This window comes from Thiomonas delicata, from assembly GCF_900088825.1.
GTDB lineage: Bacteria > Pseudomonadota > Gammaproteobacteria > Burkholderiales > Burkholderiaceae_C > Thiomonas_A > Thiomonas_A delicata.
In genome coordinates, this window is sequence record NZ_LT592171.1 from 944,970 (window position 1) to 966,543 (window position 21,574).

The 21,574-nt window shown below is 65.1% G+C and carries 24 protein-coding genes; 18 read left to right on the forward strand and 6 right to left on the reverse strand.

What is annotated here, in order from left to right:
• Positions 1-9: 9 nt before the first annotated feature.
• From THIARS_RS13975 to mgtA, 18 genes are all read left to right on the forward strand, one after another.
• Positions 10-1,431, forward strand: a complete 1,422-nt coding sequence (locus tag THIARS_RS13975; protein ID WP_094161416.1) for a form I ribulose bisphosphate carboxylase large subunit — start codon at positions 10-12, stop codon at positions 1,429-1,431.
• A gap of 84 nt (positions 1,432-1,515) precedes the next feature.
• Positions 1,516-1,842, forward strand: coding sequence for a ribulose bisphosphate carboxylase small subunit (locus THIARS_RS13980; protein WP_094161417.1), 327 nt, complete (start codon positions 1,516-1,518; stop codon positions 1,840-1,842).
• Positions 1,843-2,022: 180 nt separating this feature from the next.
• Positions 2,023-4,656 (forward strand): alpha-carboxysome scaffolding protein CsoS2, encoded by a 2,634-nt coding sequence (locus THIARS_RS13985; RefSeq protein WP_245845926.1) that lies wholly within the window; start codon positions 2,023-2,025, stop codon positions 4,654-4,656.
• A gap of 11 nt (positions 4,657-4,667) precedes the next feature.
• Positions 4,668-6,197 (forward strand): carboxysome shell carbonic anhydrase, encoded by a 1,530-nt coding sequence (locus THIARS_RS13990; protein ID WP_094161419.1) that lies wholly within the window; start codon positions 4,668-4,670, stop codon positions 6,195-6,197.
• Between the two features lie 20 nt (positions 6,198-6,217).
• A complete protein-coding gene (gene csoS4, locus THIARS_RS13995; RefSeq protein WP_094162147.1) occupies positions 6,218-6,475 on the forward strand; it encodes an alpha-carboxysome shell vertex protein CsoS4 in 258 nt (85 codons plus the stop codon).
• A complete protein-coding gene (locus tag THIARS_RS14000) occupies positions 6,475-6,723 on the forward strand; it encodes a carboxysome peptide B (protein WP_094161420.1) in 249 nt (82 codons plus the stop codon). Before csoS4 ends, THIARS_RS14000 begins: the two co-directional genes overlap by 1 nt.
• Before the next feature lie 113 nt (positions 6,724-6,836).
• Positions 6,837-7,133, forward strand: a complete 297-nt coding sequence (csoS1, locus tag THIARS_RS14005) for an alpha-carboxysome major shell protein CsoS1 (protein ID WP_094161421.1) — start codon at positions 6,837-6,839, stop codon at positions 7,131-7,133.
• Positions 7,134-7,175: 42 nt separating this feature from the next.
• A complete protein-coding gene (csoS1, locus tag THIARS_RS14010) occupies positions 7,176-7,514 on the forward strand; it encodes an alpha-carboxysome major shell protein CsoS1 (RefSeq protein WP_094161422.1) in 339 nt (112 codons plus the stop codon).
• Positions 7,515-7,534: 20 nt separating this feature from the next.
• Positions 7,535-7,969, forward strand: coding sequence for a ferritin-like domain-containing protein (locus THIARS_RS14015; protein WP_094161423.1), 435 nt, complete (start codon positions 7,535-7,537; stop codon positions 7,967-7,969).
• On the forward strand, positions 7,966-8,232 hold the full coding sequence (locus THIARS_RS14020) for a 4a-hydroxytetrahydrobiopterin dehydratase (protein WP_094161424.1): 267 nt from the start codon (positions 7,966-7,968) through the stop codon (positions 8,230-8,232). The genes THIARS_RS14015 and THIARS_RS14020 overlap by 4 nt, the downstream gene beginning before the upstream one ends.
• An 11-nt stretch (positions 8,233-8,243) precedes the next feature.
• A complete protein-coding gene (parA, locus tag THIARS_RS14025) occupies positions 8,244-8,873 on the forward strand; it encodes a ParA family partition ATPase (RefSeq protein WP_186436749.1) in 630 nt (209 codons plus the stop codon).
• Positions 8,870-9,115, forward strand: coding sequence for a hypothetical protein (locus THIARS_RS14030; RefSeq protein ID WP_094161426.1), 246 nt, complete (start codon positions 8,870-8,872; stop codon positions 9,113-9,115). Before parA ends, THIARS_RS14030 begins: the two co-directional genes overlap by 4 nt.
• Positions 9,116-9,235: 120 nt before the next feature.
• Positions 9,236-10,072 carry a CbbQ/NirQ/NorQ/GpvN family protein gene (locus THIARS_RS14035; RefSeq protein ID WP_094161427.1) on the forward strand — a complete coding sequence of 279 codons (837 nt, stop codon included), beginning with the start codon at positions 9,236-9,238 and terminating at the stop codon, positions 10,070-10,072.
• A gap of 63 nt (positions 10,073-10,135) precedes the next feature.
• A complete protein-coding gene (locus tag THIARS_RS14040) occupies positions 10,136-12,496 on the forward strand; it encodes a nitric oxide reductase activation protein NorD (RefSeq protein ID WP_094161428.1) in 2,361 nt (786 codons plus the stop codon).
• 13 nt (positions 12,497-12,509) lie between these two features.
• Positions 12,510-13,142, forward strand: a complete 633-nt coding sequence (locus THIARS_RS14045; protein WP_094161429.1) for a hypothetical protein — start codon at positions 12,510-12,512, stop codon at positions 13,140-13,142.
• 40 nt (positions 13,143-13,182) lie between these two features.
• Positions 13,183-14,007, forward strand: coding sequence for a S1 family peptidase (locus THIARS_RS14050; RefSeq protein WP_094161430.1), 825 nt, complete (start codon positions 13,183-13,185; stop codon positions 14,005-14,007).
• Positions 14,008-14,043: 36 nt separating this feature from the next.
• The gene (locus tag THIARS_RS14055) at positions 14,044-14,343 is read left to right on the forward strand and encodes a hypothetical protein (RefSeq protein WP_186436684.1); all 300 of its coding nucleotides are present in this window, start codon (positions 14,044-14,046) and stop codon (positions 14,341-14,343) included.
• 150 nt (positions 14,344-14,493) lie between these two features.
• The gene (gene mgtA / locus THIARS_RS14060) at positions 14,494-16,992 is read left to right on the forward strand and encodes a magnesium-translocating P-type ATPase (protein WP_094161431.1); all 2,499 of its coding nucleotides are present in this window, start codon (positions 14,494-14,496) and stop codon (positions 16,990-16,992) included.
• Between the two features lie 90 nt (positions 16,993-17,082).
• On the opposite strand, the gene THIARS_RS14065 is transcribed toward mgtA, so the two are convergent.
• The 6 genes from THIARS_RS14065 to THIARS_RS14090 all read right to left on the reverse strand — a co-directional run bounded on the left by THIARS_RS14065 (position 17,083) and on the right by THIARS_RS14090 (position 21,355).
• On the reverse strand, positions 17,083-17,982 hold the full coding sequence (locus THIARS_RS14065) for an ABC transporter ATP-binding protein (RefSeq protein ID WP_094161432.1): 900 nt from the start codon (positions 17,980-17,982) through the stop codon (positions 17,083-17,085).
• Positions 17,979-18,746, reverse strand: coding sequence for an ABC transporter permease (locus tag THIARS_RS14070; protein WP_094161433.1), 768 nt, complete (start codon positions 18,744-18,746; stop codon positions 17,979-17,981). The genes THIARS_RS14065 and THIARS_RS14070 overlap by 4 nt, the downstream gene beginning before the upstream one ends.
• A 40-nt stretch (positions 18,747-18,786) precedes the next feature.
• Positions 18,787-19,242 (reverse strand): universal stress protein, encoded by a 456-nt coding sequence (locus THIARS_RS14075; protein ID WP_094161434.1) that lies wholly within the window; start codon positions 19,240-19,242, stop codon positions 18,787-18,789.
• A 129-nt stretch (positions 19,243-19,371) separates the two neighbouring features.
• Positions 19,372-19,815, reverse strand: coding sequence for an Hsp20/alpha crystallin family protein (locus THIARS_RS14080; protein ID WP_094161435.1), 444 nt, complete (start codon positions 19,813-19,815; stop codon positions 19,372-19,374).
• Between the two features lie 124 nt (positions 19,816-19,939).
• On the reverse strand, positions 19,940-20,740 hold the full coding sequence (locus THIARS_RS14085; RefSeq protein ID WP_094161436.1) for a tetratricopeptide repeat protein: 801 nt from the start codon (positions 20,738-20,740) through the stop codon (positions 19,940-19,942).
• 105 nt (positions 20,741-20,845) lie between these two features.
• Positions 20,846-21,355: a DUF1269 domain-containing protein gene (locus THIARS_RS14090; RefSeq protein ID WP_094162149.1), complete on the reverse strand. Its 510-nt coding sequence runs from the start codon at positions 21,353-21,355 to the stop codon at positions 20,846-20,848.
• Positions 21,356-21,574 lie beyond the last annotated feature (219 nt).

The window sequence follows — 21,574 nt, forward strand, 5'->3', positions numbered from 1 at the left end:
TCGTCAAACATGGCAGTCAAAACCTATCAGGCCGGGGTCAAGGAGTACCGGCAAACCTACTGGCAGCCCGATTACGTGCCGCTGGACACCGACATCCTGGCGTGTTTCAAAATCACCCCGCAGGCTGGCGTCGATCGCGAAGAGGCTGCCGCGGCGGTGGCCGCCGAGTCGTCCACGGGCACCTGGACCACGGTGTGGACCGACCTGCTGACCGACATGGACTATTACAGGGGTCGCGCCTATCGCATCGAGGACGTCCCCGGCGATGACACCTGCTTCTACGCTTTCATCGCCTATCCCATCGACCTGTTCGAAGAGGGCTCTGTGGTCAACGTGTTCACCTCGCTGGTGGGCAACGTGTTCGGTTTCAAGGCGATTCGCGCCCTGCGCCTGGAGGACGTGCGCTTCCCCATCGCCTATGTCAAGACCTGCGGCGGCCCCCCCAGCGGCATTCAGGTCGAGCGCGACAAGATGAACAAGTACGGCCGGCCGTTGCTGGGCTGCACCATCAAGCCCAAACTGGGCCTTTCGGCCAAGAATTACGGTCGCGCGGTGTACGAGTGCCTGCGCGGCGGCCTGGACTTCACCAAGGACGACGAGAACATCAACTCGCAGCCGTTCATGCGCTGGCGCGACCGCTTCGAATTCGTGCAGGAAGCCACGCTGAAGGCCGAGGCCGAGACCGGCGAGCGCAAGGGCCACTATCTGAACGTCACCGCGCCCACGCCTGAAGAGATGTACAAGCGCGCCGAGTTCGCCAAAGAGATCGGCGCGCCGATCATCATGCACGATTACATCACCGGCGGCTTCTGCGCCAACACCGGCCTGGCCAACTGGTGCCGCGACAACGGCATGCTGCTGCACATCCACCGCGCCATGCACGCCGTGCTCGACCGCAATCCGCACCACGGCATCCACTTCCGCGTGCTGACCAAGATCCTGCGCCTGTCCGGCGGCGATCACCTGCACACCGGCACCGTGGTGGGCAAGCTTGAAGGCGACCGCGCCTCCACGCTGGGCTGGATCGACCTGCTGCGCGAATCCTTCGTGCCGGAAGACCGTTCGCGCGGCATCTTCTTCGACCAGGACTGGGGTTCGATGCCCGGCGCATTCGCCGTCGCGTCCGGCGGCATCCACGTCTGGCACATGCCCGCGCTGGTCACCATCTTCGGTGACGATTCGGTCCTGCAATTCGGCGGTGGCACGCTCGGCCACCCCTGGGGCAACGCCGCCGGTGCGCACGCCAACCGCGTCGCACTCGAAGCCTGCGTGCAGGCGCGCAATGAAGGCCGCCAGGTCGAGAAAGAAGGCCGTGAGATCCTGACCGCCGCCGCGCAGCACTCGCCTGAACTGAAAATCGCCATGGAAACCTGGAAAGAGATCAAGTTCGAGTTCGACACGGTGGATAAGCTCGACATCGCCAACAAGTAATGCTGCAAACCGAATCCGCTCGATTCGCGCCGCAATGAGGCGACGCCGGCCGGATTCGACCCCCAACTTCGAAAGGACACAGCCATGGCCGTTCAAGCCTATCGCTCGACGAAAAAGTACGAAACCTTTTCGTATCTTCCCCAGATGACGCCCGACCAGGTGCGCCGCCAGATTGCCTACGCCATCGCCCAGGGCTGGAACCCTGCGGTCGAGCACACCGCCAAGGGAACGCCTGCCAAGGTGAGCTTTTGGCATATGTGGAAGCTGCCGATGTTCGGCGAGCAGTCGATCGACGTCGTGCTGGCCGAGATCGAGGCCTGCCATCGTGAATTTCCCGATCAAATGGTGCGCTTCGTCGCTTACGACAACTACGCGCAGAGCCAGGGCATCGCTTTTGTCGTTTACCGCTGAAACGCAACAACAGGCCCGTCCGAGGGCGGGTCTGTGCTGCGTGAATTCGAACAACCCGGTGCGGCCTGCGGCCGCCTGAAATGAACTCCAAGTGCTGAGGTCCGTATGACAATCGCTGCACCAGGTCATGCCAATGCAAACCTATCCGGGCGGGAATTGGCGCTCCAGCGTCGCCAGGCGATGGCCCGCCAAGGCAAAACCGCCATCGCCAAAGCGCCTGCGCCGCACGGCAGCGCAGGCGGCATGATGGATGCAGCCAAGGTCGCAACCGCCTGGCGCAGCGCGCAGGCCCCAGCGCCTGCGGCGGTATCGACCATGCCGGTCTCGGCACGCGCCGAGGCCTTGCCGGCGGCAGCCGTGTCGCCAGCACGGGCGCGACGTCAAGCGCTCGCCACTGTTGGCAAGGCCGCCCTGCAAACCGCTTCGACGGCTCGTCCGAGCGCGCATTTGCGTCAAGCCGCGCATCCGTCTGGCGCGGGTGATTGCGGCTGCGGCGCGCAGTGCGATTGCCAGGCTCAGCGCGCCGACGCTCCGAGTGGGGAGCAGGTGCAGCGAGCGGCGGCTGGCGAGGTGTCGGTAGCCGTGGTGACGGCGCAGGAACACGCGCAGCGCGCGCCCGCTGCCACGGGCGTCGAACAGGCGACTGGACGCGCGTTGGCCAAGATGCGTCGCGCAGCGCTGACGCAAGATGGCAAGGCTGGGCTCAAGCGGGTTGCCCAGGCGACCAAGATCGCCGCGGCGATGCCAGGGCAGGATTGGCAGGCTGCAATGATCCGGGGCGCCACCGGAAGACAGGTCGCGATGCAGCATCGCCTGGTGCTGTCGCTCGCCGGTCGCGCGGGCCTGTCGACCAGCGCCGCATCGAGACCGAGCGGGCGGGTCAAGGCGCGTGACGTCAAGGCGGCGCCGGTCAAGGTCGAGGAAGGCCACACCCTGTCCGGCCAACCCGTCACCGGCACGATGGTCGAGCGCAGCGCCAAGGTCACCGGCAACGAGCCCGGATCGTGCCGCAACATCACCGGTACTGAATACATCGGTACCGAACAGTTCCAGACCATCTGCGGCGTGCGTGCCGAACCCGGCGTGCCCAAGGTTGCGATAGGCAGCACGCTGCGCGAGCAGCGCATCACGGGCACCGCGCTGGGTCGCTCGACCAAGGCCACCGGCGATGAACCGGGCACCTGCTATGCCGTGACCGGGACGGAATATCTGTCGGCCGAGCGTTTCCAACAGTTCTGCGGTACGCGCCCGACCCCATCTCCAGAAAAAGTCGCGGTGGCATCCACCGACAAGGGCAAAACTGTGACGGGTTCCCTGGTCGACCGCCCGCGCAAAGTCACCGGCGTCGAATCCGGCGCCGATCGATCGATCACCGGTACGCGCTACGGCCGCCCGCCGGAAAGCGACAACGCGCCGGACAAGGTCGCGGTCACGCACACCGGCTCGGGCAAAACGGTCACGGGCACGCTGGTGGGCCGCAGCGAGCGCCTCACCGGCGACGAGGCCGGTAGCTGCCGCGTCATCACCGGAACCGAATATCTTTCCGCCGAACAGTTCCGCGACCTGTGCCGCACCAGCGCACCGGCTGCGCCGCGCAAGGTCAGTGTGATGTCGACGCGCGACGCGCAAGCCGTTTCGGGTAGCACCGTTGATCGTTCGACGAAGGTCACCGGCAACGAGGTCGGCTCTTGCCGCGCGATCACCGGAAGCCAGTACTACACCACGGCCGATTTCGCAGCCCTGTGCGAAGCGCCCGGGCCGAACAAGGTCAGCACGATGCACACCCTCGCCGGACGTGTTGTCACGGGTTCGGAGGTCGCTCCAAGCCCAAAATTGTCGGGTGACGAATCCTATGGGTGCAAACCCGTCACCGGTACCGACTACATCGGCACCCAGCAGCTTGCAGCCGTGTGCCCGCCAGGGCAGGCGCCGGCCGCGCAATCCGTGAGCAAGGTCGTCTTCGACACCACGCTGCGAGGTCAGCCGGTCTCCGGCAGCTATCCGGGGCGTGCTGCCAACGTCACCGGCAACGAAGCCGGCGCCTGCGCTCCCATCAGCGGCGCGCAGTACTCCGGCACGTCGCAAATGCAGAATTTCTGCCCGGCCCCTAGCCTCGAGGCCCAGGCGGCGCGCGTGCGCGACAGCGCCGTGATTCCGGCCACCGTCGTGACCGGCGACCGTCCCGGCGCAGGAGGATCGCAGATGACCGGCGATGAGCGTGGCGCGTGCGAGCCGGTTTCAGGCACGCCTTACCTCGGGCCGGACAACAGGCCCGACCATTGCGCGGTGAGCGGTCGTTTCGTTTCGCGCGGACGCACGTTCGATGTCGCGCCGCGGCCGCCCGCGCCGAAGGATTTCAGCATCCAGAGTCCGGCGCGTCAGGCGCGTGAGCGCCAAGTCGACGATGTGACCGGTAGTGCGCTGAGCAGCTCGCGCATCACCGGGCCGATCAACAAGGCTGACGGCCTGATCACCGGAACGCCGGAGTTCCGGCATGGCGATATGTCCCGCCGCCAGACGCAACAGGATGAAGTCGTCGCTGCCGCGCTGCGCCTGAGCGGCGAGGGAAGCCAGCAAGGGACCCGCATTTCGGGCGATGCCTGGAACGCCAACACCCGCGTCACGGGCACTGAAGGCTCGTCCAGCCTGGTGCGCAACCCTTCGAAGCGCGGCCAGCCGCGTGGCGCCGGTGTCAACGCGGTGAAGTTCCGCGAACTCGAGCGTCCGGAAGTGCCTGATTCGGTCATCACCGGGTCGTCCGGTAACACCCGCAGAGGTGCCACCGTCACCGTTTCGGGCGGAGCGCGCGGCTGAGGATTGTGGCGATGAACACGCGACAACGTATGCAGGCCTTGCGGCGCAGCGGCGTCGGGCCGGTGGGCATGGCCGACGCGGGTGGCATCGCGGCGGTGCCCGAGCATCCTGCTTGCGTCATCGGCAGCGGGCAGAGTTGCGAGCACTCGCTCGTCGACCGCGAACTCAACCGGGAGCTGTTCACTTACGAGCAGACCGTGCGCGGACGCTTCGCCCGCATCGTCGGCGTGCTCAAGCAAATTTCTGCGCATCAGCATGACGCCACATTTGCCGAGCGCGCGCAGCAACTCGCGCTCGAGCAGCTCGGTTTCGAACTGCCGCGCGAGGTGCTCGACGACGCCTGGGTTTCGGGGCTGGACCTGCGTGCACTGCACTCGCACTGCATTTTCAACAGCCTCAAGCTGTGTGTCGAGCGCGCCAGCGCGGAGCAGGCGGGATGGAGTCAGCGACTGCCGATCGACTCGAATCTCCTGCATAGCTGCGGTTACCACACGGTGGACATCAGCCCGTGCGCCGACGGCCGCCTGCAAGGCATTGCCCCCTATGTGCTGCGCTTGCTGCCCGCGCCGAACGTACGCGTGAAGGCCTATGCCGGTGCCCTGTTCGACGTCGACGGCGACGTGGCTGACTGGGCACAGCGCGAAGTCGAGCGCCTCTCGGGAGCGATGGAAGACGGTGATCGTCTCAATTACCTGAAGATCGCGGTCTATCACCTGAGCAGTTCCAATCCCGGCGCGCAGGGCTGCGCCGCGCATGGCAGCAACGATCGTCAAGCCACCGAGTCGGCGCTCAGCCGCCTCGATGAACTCCGCGAGGCGATCGATCGCAGTTTCGGTGTCGGCGCGGCGCCCGACGTGCTGCTGATCGGGGTCGACACCGATCTGGACGCGCTGCGCATCCATCTTCCCGACGCGTTCGGCGATGTCAATCCGCACCGCTACATCGAAACCGGGAAGATCTACCGCGAGACCCTTGGGCTGTCGGCCGAGGCGGCACGCGTGCGGATCGCCGAGATGATCGCCGACGTCGAGAGCACCGGCGGCTGGGGCCAGGGCCAGGGCCAGATGCGCGACGGCATGCGCCGCCTGGTGTCGGCGCTGGCCGAGGCCAATCTGTCGCAGATCGAATACGTCATCAAGCACCACACCGGGCGCTATGCCGTCATCGGCCACGACGAGGAGTGCATCGTCGCCGGCGAGGCCGTGCGCACGCTGCAGTTGCGCAACCTGTTTTATTTCGCACATCTCGACACCGTGGAGGAGGGGGCGCCCGACATGGACGTGGGGATCAAGATTTTTCGCAATCTCAATGTTGCCCATGGCTTGCCGGTGCCGGTGTTGGTGCATTTCGAATACGACTCCCGCATTCCCGGCTCGCGCCAGCGCGCAGTCGATCGCGCGTGCCGCGTGCGCGACGCCATCGTCGGGCGCTACGCCGATCTGGCAAAGAAGGGGTTGCTGACATGCGCCATGGCGGTCAGCGACCGCAACGGCGACGAATGCTGCGACTTCGTGGCCGATGAAGCCGTCGCGGACCATTGAGCATCGAGGACCAAAACGCCATGCGAATCATGCGTGTTGAAAAAACCCTGGTGTCGACCAACCGTATCGACGCTTTCGGCCATCGTCCGCTGCTCGTCGTGCAGGACAAACCCGGCGGAACGCGCAGCGTGGCGGTCGATGCGGTGGGCTGTATCCCCGGTGACTGGGTGATCTGCGTCGGTTCCTCGGCGGCGCGGGATGCGGCCGGGGCCAGGGATTTTCCGTCCGATCTCACGATCGTCGGCATCATCGACCACTGGAATCCGGAGGCAGTCTGATGGAGATCTGGCGCGTCGTCGACGAACTGGTGTGCACCCGGCGTGTGCCAGGGCTCGGTTCGGTGTCATTGCGCGTGCTGAAGGGGCAGAAGGGTGAAGTCATGGTGGCGTCCGACGCGGTCGGTGCGCCGCCAGGCAAATGGGTGTTCACCACGCTGGGCAGCGCCGCCAGGCTGGCGATGCCGGATCCGGCGACGACGACGGATCTCACGATCTGCGGCATCATCGACGGGTGGGACGAAGCGTGAAAACAGACGTGTGCAAACACGGACGTACAGAGCAAAAGGGCGCACGCGTGACGGGCGCTTGGGTGCAGCGAGTGGCAGTTCAACCAATCTTTTTTTGACAAAGGAGTAAGCAAATGGCAGAGACGATGGGCATTGCCCTGGGGATGATCGAAACCCGCGGTCTGGTTCCCGCGATCGAAGCGGCCGACGCGATGACCAAAGCCGCCGAAGTGCGCTTGATCGCACGCCAGTTCGTCGGTGGCGGCTATGTCACCGTGATGGTGCGCGGCGAAACCGGTGCGGTTAACGCCGCAGTCCGTGCAGGCGCCGATGCCTGCGAGCGTGTGGGTGACGGCCTGGTCGCCGCGCACATCATTGCCCGCGTGCACAGCGAGGTCGAGGGCATCCTGCCCAAGGCTCCGAGTGCCTGAGACCCTCCCTATCTTTCCTGAAACGACTACGAGGACAGCAACATGGCAAACGTCAACGGCATTGCCCTGGGGATGATCGAAACCCGCGGTCTGGTTCCCGCGATCGAAGCGGCCGACGCGATGACCAAGGCATCTGAGGTGCGCCTGATCGGCCGCCAGTTCGTCGGCGGTGGCTATGTCACCGTGCTGGTGCGCGGCGAGACCGGTGCCGTCAACGCCGCGGTGCGCGCGGGTGCCGACGCCTGCGAGCGCGTGGGTGACGGCCTGGTCGCCGCGCACATCATTGCCCGCGTGCACAGCGAGGTCGAGGGTATTCTGCCGACCAAGCCCGACGTCAACGGCGGCGGCCGCGACGCCGAAATCACCTCCACGCGCAGCTGACCGACGGGTCGTTTCCTGCCATGGCTGTCGATCCGAGAACCCTGGGGTGGCTGGCACGCGCGCTCAACCACGAGATGAGCGCGGTCCAGCAATATCTCGCACAAAGCGTGCTTGCGCGCCTTTGGGGCGATGTGGAACTCGCGGCCCGCCTGCGTGCCGAGGCCATCGAAGAACTGGAACACGCCGAACGCTTGATGGAGCGTCAGATCCTTCTCGGCGTGGCCCCTTCGGGCGGACAGTTGCCCGTCGTTCGCCTGGGCCGCAATGCACAGGAATTGCTCGCCCACGATCACCAGTTGGAAGTGCAGGCCGTCCAACTCTATGCCGATGCGCTGATGCATGCACGGCGCTTGCGCGACCAAGATTCGACGGCTTTGCTCCAATCGCTGTTGGCGCAGGAGCGCGAGCATCTCGAGCACATTGCGCACACCAAATCCGCAGGGGCCTCGACATGAGCGACGCATTGCAAGGCTGGGAAAGGCGCGACAAGCCGCCAACATTGTTCAGACGCTTCGCCTTCGAGCGTTACGCCCAGACGCGCGCGTTTCTCGATGCCTTGTCGGCTCTATGCGATGAGTTCGGGCGGCATCCGCAGAATATCAATTTCGGCACCACCTACGTCAATGTCACGCTCGAGGCGGCCGACGGCCAGGCCTTCGCGCCACAGGATGAAGTCTTCGCCGCACGCATCTCAGCGCTGGCCGAGCAGGGGGAGTGACGTTGGCAGGCATGCGGGTCATCGCGGTCATCAACCAAAAGGGTGGTGCCGGCAAGACCACGGTGGCGATGAATCTCGCCGCCGGGCTGGCGCGACGTGCGCCAGCCGTGGTCGTCGATCTCGACCCGCAGTCCTCGGCCACGCAATGGGCCGCGGCCGGCACCGCGACATTTCCCGCCACGGTCAAGCAGCTTCGCGTCGGCGCCAGCCTGCCTGATTTGCGCCGGGAATTCCGCGCCTTCGATCACATCGTGCTCGACTGCCCGCCATCGGTCGACACCCGCGCCGCGGCACTCGCGCTGCAGACCTGCGATGTCGCGCTGATCCCGGTTCTGCCTTCGCCCGTGGACCTGTGGGCTAGCCTGCGGCTACCTCAGGAAATCGACGAGGCGCGCAAACGCAATCCGAAGCTGCGAGCCTTCCTGCTGCTCAATCAGATCGAAGCGCGAAGCGCGCTGTCGGCGGCCATGCAGGAAGCGCTGGCCGAATTCGGCCTGCCGGTGCTGCAAACCCCGGTACGCCGGCGCAGCATCTACAAGACGGCGGCGCTCGAAGGCGTGTCGGTGTTTCAAATGGGTGCGCGCGGGCAGGCCGCCGCCGCAGAAATCGAGGCCATCATCGAGGAGGTTGTAGCATCATGACCAGCATCAAAGACAAGCTTGCCAGCAGTGTGCGTCAGGCCAAATCCGCCACGCCGTCCAAGACCGCCGCTGCCAAGCCCGCCGCACCGCGCCCGGCAGCCAAGGGCGCCAAGCAAACGAGCACGCAGCCCGCGCCGGCGCGTCAAGCCGCTGCCCCTGCGCGCATCCAGGGCACTGGAGCGAACCTTGAGCCCGCTTCGAGCGCCCAGGCACTTTTCCCCGATCGCGTGTGGCCGGACTGAAACCGGTCGAACCGATGACTTCTGGATACCACCATGCGTGACGAAAATCTGATGCGAACCTATATGCCGCGGCGGGATGCAGCTTCCCGTTCTACGACTTCGACCTCGGAGACGCAACCGATGTCGCGATCAGCGGCCGAAACCGGTGCGCCGACATCGGGTTTGCTCGACAGCTACCGCGTGGCCCGCGAGCCCTACTATCGCGCCGTCGGCGACGAAGTCGCGCTGTACGAGGCGGCATACTCGGTGCGCATGCCCATCATGCTCAAGGGGCCCACCGGCTGCGGCAAGACCCGTTTTGTCGAATACATGGCGTGGAAGCTCGGCAAGCCGCTGATCACCGTGGCGTGCAACGAGGACATGACCGCCTCCGACCTGGTCGGCCGCTTCTTGCTCGACGCCAGCGGCACGCGCTGGCAGGATGGACCGCTGGCGCTGGCAGCGCGCCATGGCGCGATTTGCTATCTCGACGAAGTGGTCGAGGCCCGGCAGGACACCACGGTCGTGATCCACCCGCTGACCGACGCGCGGCGCATTCTGCCGCTGGAGAAAAAGGGCGAGATCATCGAGGCGCACCCCGATTTCCAGGTGGTCATCTCGTACAACCCGGGCTACCAGTCGCTGATGAAAGACCTCAAGCAGTCGACCAAGCAACGTTTCGGCGCATTGGATTTCAACTACCCCGAACACGAGACCGAGGCCGAGATCGTCGCGCACGAAAGCGGCGTGGGCGTGGACGTGGCGAAGAACCTGGTGCACATCGCCGAGCGGGCGCGCAACCTCAAAGGGCATGGCCTCGATGAAGGCATTTCCACCCGCATGCTGATCTACGCCGGCAGCCTGATCGCCAAGGGCGTGGCGCCGCTGGCGGCGTGCCGCGTCGCCTTGGTGCGGCCGATCACCGACGACCCCGACATGCGCGATGCGCTCGATTCGGCGGTCACCACCTACTTCTGATCGGACCGCATCGCCCGTACGCTCCCGGCAGCGCTGTCTTGCGGCCGGGGCGGGGTTCGCATCATGGCCATTCACCTCGAAGAATTCCAAGAACTGCTCGACGAACTGCCCGGAGGCGCGCAGGAGCTGCTGCGTGCGTCTTGGAACGAGGCGGCGCGTGCATTCACGCCGCGCGGCCTGGACAACTACATCAAGGGCGCGGTCGCGTTGCATCACCTCGGCCGCGGCGAAGACCTGGTCGTCGGCTTCATCCAGTCCATGCCCGAGCTGGCGCGCGGGGTGGGCGAGGAAGTGCTGCCCGATCTGGTCAATTTTCTCCTCAGCATGGCGTCCAAGACCTCGGGCCATGTGCTGGCGCTGATCGTCGGCACCGCGCCGCTGGCGGCGCAGCGCCTGGGCGATGCCGACCTGTTCGGCAGTTACCTCAAGGTGCTCGAGATCGTGCTCGCGCAGGTGCCCCGCGGCCTGCGCCCGATGTTGGAAAACCTCGACCGTCTGCTCACCCAGCTCACCTTGGGTGGCCTGCGGCGCTGGGTGCAGTGGGGCGCGCAGGCGTATCGCAGCGATTTCGACGGTCAGGTCGCGTACTTTTCGCTGCAGAGTCCGGACGCGCTGGCTGTGCTGCAGCAAGAGCGCAAGGGCACGCTGTTCGTCGACATCCAGCGCCGCCTGAACATCTATCAACGCGCGATGTGGGGGCGCGATTTTTTCCTGCGGCCGACCGCGGGTGATTACGAAAACCGCGAAGCACTCAAGCCCTACATCGAGCATTACGTCATCCACATCGCCGACGCCTACGACGACTACAAGCCGCTGGGCCCCGACACCCCGCCCGAGCAATGCGTGCCGGCGCTGGAGATCTACCGCGCCGCGGCCAACCATTGCGCCGCGCATCTGGTGTTCACCCAACAGCCGCTGTCCATGCAGATGCTGCACCCGGCGCAAATGGCCGTGATCGAGGTGTTCGAAGATGCACGGGTCGAGGAACTGGCAATCCGGCAGTTTCCGAACATGCGCGAGGCCTGGCTGGCGTTGCACCCGGTGTTCGACGATGCGCGCGAGCCGCAGAGCGTCGGCGAACTGCTCGACCGCCTGGCTCGCGCGTTGCTGGAAGCGCAGAGCCGCGACCCGCATCCCTGGGTGCGCGAAGCCGTGGCGGCGTTTCGCGCGCAGGACGATCTGTCGAGCAACCAGACGAGCTGGAACCTCGGCATCGATTTGTCGCATAAGCTGTTCGAGCTGCCGCTGCCCGAGTTCAACAGCCGCACCGATCACCGCTTGAGCGCGATCTACCGCGACGACAACCGGGCGGTGTGGCAGCTCGAGGAGTACGACGAGGCGCAGGCGCTGGAAGCCACCTGGCAGACGCGGCAGCAGGTGCGCAAGAAAGTCAGCCTGATGGAAATGGTCAACGAAGTCGACAACGAGTTCGCCGGCGATGACGCGCAGGAAGTCTGGGAGCTGCCGACCGAATACCTGTTCGACGACGGCGTCAGCATCAACGAACTCGAAGGCCGCCCACCGATTTCCGAGCCTTTCCATTATCCCGAGTGGGACTACCAGATTCAGCTCGACCGCCCGAACTGGGTCACCGTCCTCGAGCGCCATCCGCCGGTGCGTGAGCTCGAAATCATCGAGAACATCATCGCCGATAACAAGCCGTTGATCTCGCGGCTGAAGTTCCTGATCGAATCGATGGTGCCGCAAGGCATGCAGCGCATCCGTCACGTCGAAGATGGCGACGAGATCGATATCAACGCCGCGGTGCGCGCGATGATCGACATCCGCATGGGCCAGCAACCCGACCCGCGCATCATGATGCGGAACAAGCGCAAGCTGCGCGAGCTCGCCGTGATGGTGTTGCTGGACATGTCCGAGTCGTCCAACGACAAGGTGCGCGGACACGACTACACGGTGATGGACCTCACCCGCACGGCCACCGTGCTGTTCGCCGACGCGCTCGACCGCATCGGCGATCCGTTCGCGATCCACGGCTTCTGCTCCGATGGCCGGCACGACGTGCACTACCACCGCTTCAAGGACTTCGACCAGCCTTATGGCGACCTCGTCAAGGCACGCCTGGCCGGCATGAAGGGGCATCTGTCCACGCGCATGGGCGCGGCGCTGCGTCACGCCGGGCACTATCTGGCGCAGCAGCCCAAGTCCAAGCGCGTGATTTTCGTCATCACCGACGGCGAGCCGGCCGACAACGACGTGCGTGATCCGCAATACCTGCGCCACGACACCAAGCATGCGATCGAGCAACTCGCGCGCCAGGGCATCACGGTGTATGCGCTGTCGCTCGACCCGCATGCCGACCAATACGTATCGCGCATTTTCGGGGCGAAGAACTTCACCGTCATCGACCAGGTCGAGCGTCTGCCGGAAAAACTGCCGATGCTGTACATGAACCTCACGCGCTGAAGGGTGCCACGCGATGAAAATCAGCTTGCGCACCTTCGTCTTTCTCGACGCGCTGCAACCGCAGCTCGCGTCCTATCTCGCCACCTCGTCGCAGGGCTTTCTGCCGGTGCCGGGCGATGCCTGCATGTGGATCGAAGTCGCCCCCGGCATGGCGGTCCACAACCTCTCGGACATCGCGCTGAAAAAAACCAATGTGCGCATGGGTGAGCAGGTGGTGGAGCGTGCGTTCGGATCGATGGAAATCCATTTCCGCAACCAAAGCGAAGTGCTCGCTGCCGGCGATGTGATCCTGCGGCAGCTCGACACCACGATGGAATCGCGCCTGCGCTGCAAAATCGCTTGGAACGAGATCATCCGCGCCATCACCCCCGACCATGCCACGCTGATCAACCGTCAACTGCGCAAAGGCTCGATGCTGTTGCCGGGCAAGAGCATGTTCATCCTCGAAGTCGAGCCTGCCGGCTACATTGTCTATGCGGCCAATGAGGCGGAAAAGGCCGCTCACGTCACGCTGGTGGACGTCAAACCCTTCGGCAGCTTCGGCCGCCTGACTATGATGGGATCGGAGGCCGAGGCCGAGGAGGCGCAACGTGCCGCAGTGGCGGCGATCGAGCGCCTGAACCAGCGCGCTGCCGCCCACCCCTGAGGCAGAGCGACGCTGCCGAGCCGCCCCCGCACATCGCATCATGGAAATCGACTCGATCGCCAAGCGCCTGCTGTTTTGCACGGTGCGCGTGGACACCGAACTCGAAGACGGCAGTGCCGGCTCGGGAACCGCGTTCATCATCACCCACAGCCACGCCAAGGGCACGACGCCGTTCATCGTCACCAATCGGCATCTGGTCGAAGGGGTGCGCCGCGGCGGGTTGGTGTTCACGCAGGCGCGTGATGGCAAGCCCGCCTTCGGCCAGCGTTTCCAACTCAACATCGACGACTTCCCGGCGGCTTGGTTTTTCCATCCCGATCCCGAGGTCGACTTGGCCATCGTGCCGCTGCGCCCGCTGGAGCGCGCCGCGCGCGAACTTGGCATCGATCTCTATTACCACGCGATCGACAGCGCCAGCATTCCCGATGCCGCCGCCACGCGCGGCTTCGACGCGCTTGAGGACGTGTTGTTCGTCGGCTACCCCAGCGGTATGTGGGATGAGGTCAACCTCATGCCTATCCTGCGCCGGGGCACCACTGCCACGCCGCTGGAACTCGATTTCGAGGGCCAGAAGCAGTTCCTGATCGACGCCGCGGTGTACCCGGGGTCGAGCGGAAGCCCGGTGTTCGTCATGCGCGACGATCCGCTGCGCCCGCGCGGCGACGGCGCGCGCTCGATCTGGTTTGCGGGTGTCGTCGCGGCGGTGTTTTTCCGCGAAGAAGCCAACCAGATCGTCCCCGGCCCGGTGCCGGCGCACAATGCAGGCCCGTCGGTCGCTTCCGAAATGATCGACCTGGGTTTGATCATCAAGTCCGAATCGGTGCGCGAAGTCATCGACGCTTTCGTGCGCAACTGGCTTAGCTGATCGTTCGAACCCCACAGCCGCTTCACCGGTGCAACCATGCAAAAGATGACCTATCCCGGATTCAGTCAGGACAAGCACGGCATCACCCAGCTCGGCCGTGTCGTGCTCGACGCCCGCGTGTTCGGCTTCATCGCCGAGACCGAGGATTGCGCCGGCTGGGACCTGGGCCGCATGCAGGCCCTGGTCGAACGCGTGGACCGCGAGTGGGACAAGCACGGCAACCTGCCGAGCAGTTTGCCTCCCGAACTCCGCGCGCGTCACGCCCGCTTCTATGCGGAGGCCATCGTCCGCGCCAGGGAACATGGCTGGGACGCGGAACTGGACGACGACGAGTAGGCCGGCACAGACCGCCCCGGTGCTTGTCATGCCGGGCCGGACGGCGTGGCTGTCATGGTCTGCGCCTACGATCGGGGCTCGAAGTCCAAAGCCGTGCTTCCCATCGATGCGCGAATGCGGACGCAGCCACCGTGACCCGGATCATGATCCATGGATACGCATGCGACCGCTCGGCCCATGCAGTGGAATGGCCTGAGCAGCGCCGAAGCGCAGGCGCGATTCAAGCGCGACGGCCCCAACCAGATCCGGCCGCAGCCGCAACGGCGGCTGGCCCTGCAACTACTGGCGCGGTTCCAGAACCCGCTGGTGCTGATCCTGCTGGCGGCCAGCGGCGTTTCGGCGATGACGGGCGATGTCATGGGCGCCGCCGTCATCGGCGTCATCATCCTGGCCAGTGTGCTGCTGGACTTTTTCCAGGAGCATCGTGCCGGCCGAGCGGCCGAGCGTCTGGCCGAGCAAGTCGCCGTGACCGTCACGACGCTGCGCGACGGTCTGCCGTGCGCGTTGGCTTTGCCGCAACTGGTGCAGGGCGATGTCGTTCTTTTGTCCGCGGGCAACCTGGTCCCGGCCGACGGTTTGGCGCTGGAAGTCGAGGATTTTTTCGTCAATCAGGCCCAGCTCACCGGAGAGCCGTATCCGGTCGAGAAACACGTCGATCCGAGCGCTGGGTTCGACGCCTGGCTGCCCGAGGCCGGGAATGCCGTGTTCATGGGCAGCTCGGTGATCAGCGGTTCGGCGCGCATCCTCGTCATGCGCACGGGGTCTGCCACCGCGCTGGGGCAGATCGCGGCATCCCTGGCCAAGCCGGCCCCGGCAACGGCGTTCGAGCGCGGGACGCGCCAGTTCGGCCTGTTGATCATGCGTCTGACCCTGGCCATGGTGCTGTTCGTGCTGCTGGTCAACATCGTCCATCACCGTCCGTTGCTGGAATCGTTTCTGTTCGCGGTGGCGCTGGCGGTCGGGCTCACGCCCGAGCTGCTGCCGATGATCGTCTCGGTGACGCTGGCGCGAGGCGCCTTGCGCATGGCGGACCAGAAGGTCATCGTCAAGCGCTTGTCAGCCATCCAGGACATGGGATCGATGGACGTCCTGTGCACCGACAAGACCGGAACGCTGACGCAGGCGCGCATACGCCTGGAGCGCCATGTCGACGCGCAAAACCAGGAATACGCGCGGGTGCTGGAACTGGCCTACTTGAACAGTTCTTTCGAAACCGGGCTGAAGAGCCCGCTCGACGACGCCATCCTGCAGCATGGCGAAGTGGACGTTTCCGGGTGGAAAAAGCTCGACGAGGTGCCGTTCGACTTCGAGCGCCGACGGGTTTCGGTCCTGGTCGCGCGCGGGTCGCAGCGCCTGCTGATCTGCAAGGGCGCGCCGGAAGACATCCTCCGCCTGTGCGCCCGGTACGAGGGCGAGGGCGGCGAGATCCTGCCGCTCGACGCGCAGGCGCGCGGGCGCATCGAGGGACTTTTCGACCGCCTGGGAGATGACGGTTTTCGCGTGCTGGGGATCGGCTGGCGCGAGGTGGCAGCGGATCATCCGCACGCCGTCGTCACCGATGAAACCGCGCTGATCTTCGCCGGGCTCGCCGCATTTCTCGATCCCCCCAAGGCGAGCGCGGGCCCGGCGCTGGCCGCCATGGTCGCCAGCGGCCTGGCGGTGAAAATCGTGACCGGCGACAGCGAGCGCGTCACGCGGCACGTCTGCGCGCAGCTGGGCTTGCCGATCACCGGCGTGCTGACCGGCCAGGAGATCGCGCGCATGAACGACGATGCGCTGCGCGCGCGCGTGGGCGGGGTGAATCTCATTTGCCGCGCCAACCCGGCGCAGAAGACCCGTGTCCTGCTGGCGCTCAAGGCGCGCGGGCACGTCGTCGGCTATCTGGGCGACGGCATCAACGACGCCCCTTCCTTGCACACCGCCGACGTGGGCATCTCCGTCGACAGCGCGGTGGACGTGGCCAAGCAGGCCGCGGCCATGATCCTGCTCGAGAACGACCTCCACGTGCTGCACGCCGGCATCCTCGAAGGCCGGCGCACCTTCGGCAACGTGATGAAGTACATCATGATGGCGACCAGCTCCAACTTCGGCAATATGTTCAGCATGGCCGCGGCAGCCGTGGTCTTGCCCTTCCTGCCCATGCTGCCGTTGCAGATCCTGCTCAACAACCTGCTCTACGACGTCTCCGAGTTGCCGCTGCCGCTCGATCGCGTGGACCATGAGGACATGGCGCGCCCGCGACGCTGGGACATGCGCTTCATCCGCAACTTCATGCTGGTGATCGGGCCGATCAGCTCGGTGTTCGATCTGCTCACCTTCTACCTGCTGATCGTTCTGTTCAAGGCCGACGAGGCGCTTTTTCACACCGGCTGGTTCGTCGAGTCCATCGCCACCCAGGTCCTGGTGATCTTCGTCATCCGCACGCGGCGCAACCCGCTGCGCAGCCACCCGCATCCCTGGTTGATGCTGGTTTCCCTGGGGGTGGTGGCGCTGGCCATGCTGCTGCCCTTCTCGCCCATCGCCGGCGATCTGGGTTTCGCGCCGCTGCCCTTGGAGTTCTTCGCACTCCTGACGGTGCTGCTGGTGGTCTACCTGCTCTTGGTGGAGGCCGGCAAGCGCTGGTTCTACCGGCGCTGGGCATACGCATGAGAGCCACGCGATGGGTTTCTGCGCGATGCCGGCGCGGTATGTCGCCAGCGCCACGCGGCGAGCCCGTGTCTGTCACCGTGCAGGGCGCCCTCATGCACCCTGCATGACTTCCAGGTAGGCGTGTTCGAGTGAAACGCGTTGCAGGTTGATCGAGGTCGCGCCGACCCCACGCAGGGCGAGCGCGGTTTCCTCCAGGGATGCCTGCTGCGGCAGCAAACATGCCATCCGGCCGGCATAGTCGCGCAGCGCCCAGCCCAGTTCGCGCGCACGCGCCCGCACCTTTTCCGGGTCCGGCCCATCGACCAGCGCGATGGCTTGCGCCGGAACCAGCGCCAGGATTTCGGCAATCGTGCCCTCCCTGGCGAGGCGCCCGTCTTTCAGGATGCCCACGCGCGAACAGAGGCGCTCCGCTTCTTCGAGGTGATGCGTGGTCAGCAGAATGGTCATGCCCTGCTTCTTGAGGGCTTCGATGATCAGCCAGAGTTCCTGCCGCGCCTTGACGTCGACCGCGGCGGTCGGTTCGTCGAGGACGAGCAAAGTCGGGGCATGCACCAGCGCCACGGCGATGTTGACACGTCGCTGCCATCCGCCCGACAACGCTGCAACCGGTGTGCGCGCGAAAGTTTCGAGGCCGAAGAGCCCGACCAGTTCAGCGATGCGGCGCGAGGCATGTCCCGGCGCCAAACCGTAGATCTCGGCGAAAAACCGCAGGTTCTCGGCCGGATAGAGATCCCGGTAGAGCGCGATGTCCTGCGGGCAGATGCCTAGCGCAGTTCGCGCCGCCGCCGAGGCCGGCCTGCCGTCGATTTCCACCGTGCCGCGATCGGGGTCGAGCAGATTGCAGAGGATGTTGATGGCGGTGGATTTTCCCGAACCGTTCGGCCCGAGCAGGCCGTAGATCTCGCCTTGTTCGATCGTCAGATTCAGTCCATCCAGGACGCGCCGCGCTCCCAGGGTCTTGTCGATGTCGGCCAGGCGAACGGCACTCATGCGCGTTTTTCTGCGGCGAGCATGCGCCTGTAGGCGGCGACGCCGAGCCCGAGCGAGGCTGCCGCGAAGGCGCTCAGGAATGCGAGGCTGGCCGAGACATCGGCCCAGCCGAGGCCTTGGCCCGCCACGCCCTTCAAGGCTTGGTTCATGTGGAAGATGGGATCGAACCATGCGACCCGCAACAAGAACGGCGGCAGCAGGCTGACCGGGAACCAGGTTCCTGCGAGCACCAGAAGTGGGACGCCGAACGCCGCCACGGGCCCGTTGACATCCTCGGCCCGTTTGGCGAACAGGGCCCCGAAAAAGAACCCCAGGCCCACGAAGGCAAACACCGAGAGTGCGACGATGACTGCCCCCAGCAGCACGCTGCCGTGAAAGCGCGCGCCGATGCTGTGAGCTAGGCCATACACGATCAGGGTTTGCAGGCCGGCGACGACGGATAGCGCGAGCACGATGCCGAGAAAGTAGGCGGCAGGAGACAGCGGGGAGACCAGCAGGCGCCGCAAGGTGCGGCGCTCACGTTCGGCGACGATGATGGACACCGTTCCCCCAAGGCAACTGAAGAACAGCGCCGCGCCGATCAGGATGCCGGCAGGGGTCGTATCCCGGCTGGCGGCCATGGCCGTCTTGTTGGCGTAGATGAGGTCGAACAGCAGCAGCATGAGCGCCGGAAACACGACCCAGAAGATCAGCGTCCGGCGCTGTCTGCGGTATTCCGTCAGGATGCGCCGGGCGACGCCGAAGGTCTGTCGAAAGAAGATCATGTCTTGCGCCTTGACGAAAGCAGCGGGGCCGGTTTGCCGCCTAGCCAGACTTTTGCGTCGGCCCGTGGACGATCAGCACCGGCGCGCCGCAAAGCCGCGCCGTGCCTTCGGCCACGCTGCCCGAAAAGAGCCGGGTCAGGCCGCGACGGCCATGGCTGCCCAGGACCACCAGGTCCGCGGCGATCCCATGCGCCTTGTCCGCCAGCATTTCCGCCACGCGCGGACCGTCGGCGCGCGTTTCCAGCAGGGTTGAGGTGACGCTCAATCCCGCCTGTTTCGCCGAGGCCACGGCACGGGCAAGGATGGTTTCGCCTTGCTGGCGATAGAACGTCAGCATGTCCTGGATGTCGACCTCTTCCCACGGCATGCCCACGATGTCGACCACGTGGATCGCGTGCAGCTTGGCGCGCTGATCCTGCGCCAGCCGGATGGCATGGTGCAGCGCCGCATCGGAGACCGCGCTGCCATCGACCGCGACGAGGATGTTGGTGTACATGGATGACGTCCTTTGATGTTGGTCTGTCCAGGCCGAGGTCTCGCCGCGCTTTCGCCAGGCATGCCGGCGGCACAGGTTCGAGATGTGCCCTCGTCAGGCTTTGGAAGCCTGTCGAAGGCCCACGATGCTTCACGCTACCTTCACCTCGATGGCCTTGGGTTGGGCTGCCGCCGTCTTGGGAATCTGCAGGCTGAGCACGCCGTCCTTGAACGTGGCCTGGGCGGCGTTCGCGTCGATGTTGTCGGGCAGCGAGAAGCTGCGGCTGAAGCTGCCGTAGAAACGCTCGATGCGGTGGAATTTCTTGTCCTTCTCTTCTTTTTCCTGTTTGCGCTCGCCCTGGATGGTGACAACGCCGCTGTCGATCGAGACCTTCACGTCTTCCTTCTTCACTTCCGGAATTTCGGCCATGATGGTGAACTCCTTGGGCGTTTCGGCGATATCGACCTGGGGCGACCAATCCGCGATGGTGGCGATTTCGCCGGTGGTGGATTTGCGCGGAAAGCTGATCGCCCTGGTGTAGCGGTCGAACATGTCTTCGATTTCGCGCCAGGGATCAAATTTGACGATAGCCATGATGCTTCTCCGTGATGGCGGGCAGATTGACAAGCGCCGCTTACACCTTGCCCGCATGAGGTGGTGACGGTTGGTCGTTCAGGTCGTGAATTCGCGCGCCGGCCCCACGAATCGGGATCGGATGTCATGCCTCCCTTGGATAGGGCGCCGTTCCGGGCCGGCCTCGTTCTCGGGCAAGCCTCGGCGTCGACAGGTTCACATAGCCGTGGTCCACGGCCTTGCGCAGCCAGGAGGCGGCCTGCTCGTCGTCCCGTGGCACGCCATGTCCACTTTTGTAGAGGATTCCCAGGCAATACTGGGCCAGGTTGCTCCCCTGATCGGCTGCCAGGCGGAACCAATGCGCGGCCCGTGCGAAGTCTTGCGGTACGCCGCGGCCATCGCGATACAGCGTGGCGAGGCAATACTGCGCGGCTCCGCAACCTTGCTCGGCAGCCTGGCGAAACCAGTGCGCGGCCTGAGCGAAGTCGCAGGGCACGCCCAGGCCTTCCTGGTACAGGTCGCCGAGGTGATATTGGGCGGTGCCGTGCCGCTGTGCGGCGGCTTCGCGCAGCCATCGCGCGGCCAGCGTGAAGTCCTGCTCGACGCCCTGGCCACGCTTGTACAGAATGCCCAGGGCACATTGCGCGCGCGCATGCCCCTGGGCCGCGGCATGGCCGTACCACATGGCAGCAAGGGCATAGTCGCGGTTTACACCCTGGCCGTGTTTGTACAGGGAACCCAGCTGGTACTGGCCATTGCTGCTGCCGCTTTCGGCGGCTAGGCGCAGCCAGGAAGCTGCCTGGGCGTAGTCCTTGGCGGCCTTGTAGGCCAGGCCGACCGCAAGCGCATCGGCCGAGCCAGCAGGCAACCCGACCCCGAACGCATCAGGGGGATCAAACTGACGGGCGTGCGTCGATGTCGAAGCGATGTTGTGTTCTTCAGCCATGTTGCATCCTTCTCATCCGGCGCTCAATTGGAGGATTAAAGACGGTCGAACGCGGCATCGATGCCCGTTGGAGACGCCGCAAGTCCCCAGCGCTACGGCTGTTTTTCAGGGGAAGGCGGGAATGTCGGGCTCCAGACCTTCTGCCTTGGCCTCGGGGTGATGTTTTCTGATGAGGGCGTTGACTTCATCGACGCGTTCGGGCTGCGTATCGACCATCATGAGCAGTTGCCCCTGCTGGATGGCCTGTTCGTATTGCTTCAGGCGTGGGCTGTCGACGCTCACACCGATCATGCTGCTGAGCCATGCGCCCATGGCCGAACCCACGAGGGCCAGGCCCACCACCAGCGCGCCGGCGGAAATCACCGCCACGCCAGGAATTGAAAGCGCGACGAGACCGGCGAGCGTGCCGGTGACGCCGCCATAGCCAAGCCCGCGCTCAATGGAAGGGATGAGGTCGGTCTTCTGCGCCAGACCCGCTTCGGGAAGATTCTCGAGTGGCGTGCCGTCGCGCGCGATGATGTGGATATGTTTTTCAAGCATGCGAGCCAGCAGCAGATCATCGACGATCGCCTTGGCCGTGGGAACATCTGGAACCAGGAAGTACAACCTGCGCATGGTGGTCTCCTCGATCGTCCGGGGGCTGAACCGCCGCTTTGCGGCGGACTGGCGTGCGCACGCTTCGCGTTGGTGCGGGATCTGGCGTGGATACATGTCTTGGTGAAAGCTATCGCACCAGGGGATCCAATTGAAATCTCACATCAAGCCGCTATAAACGTGAAAAACTGCAAACATTGTCGATGCAAATATGCAAAAAATCATTGATGTGCATCAGGC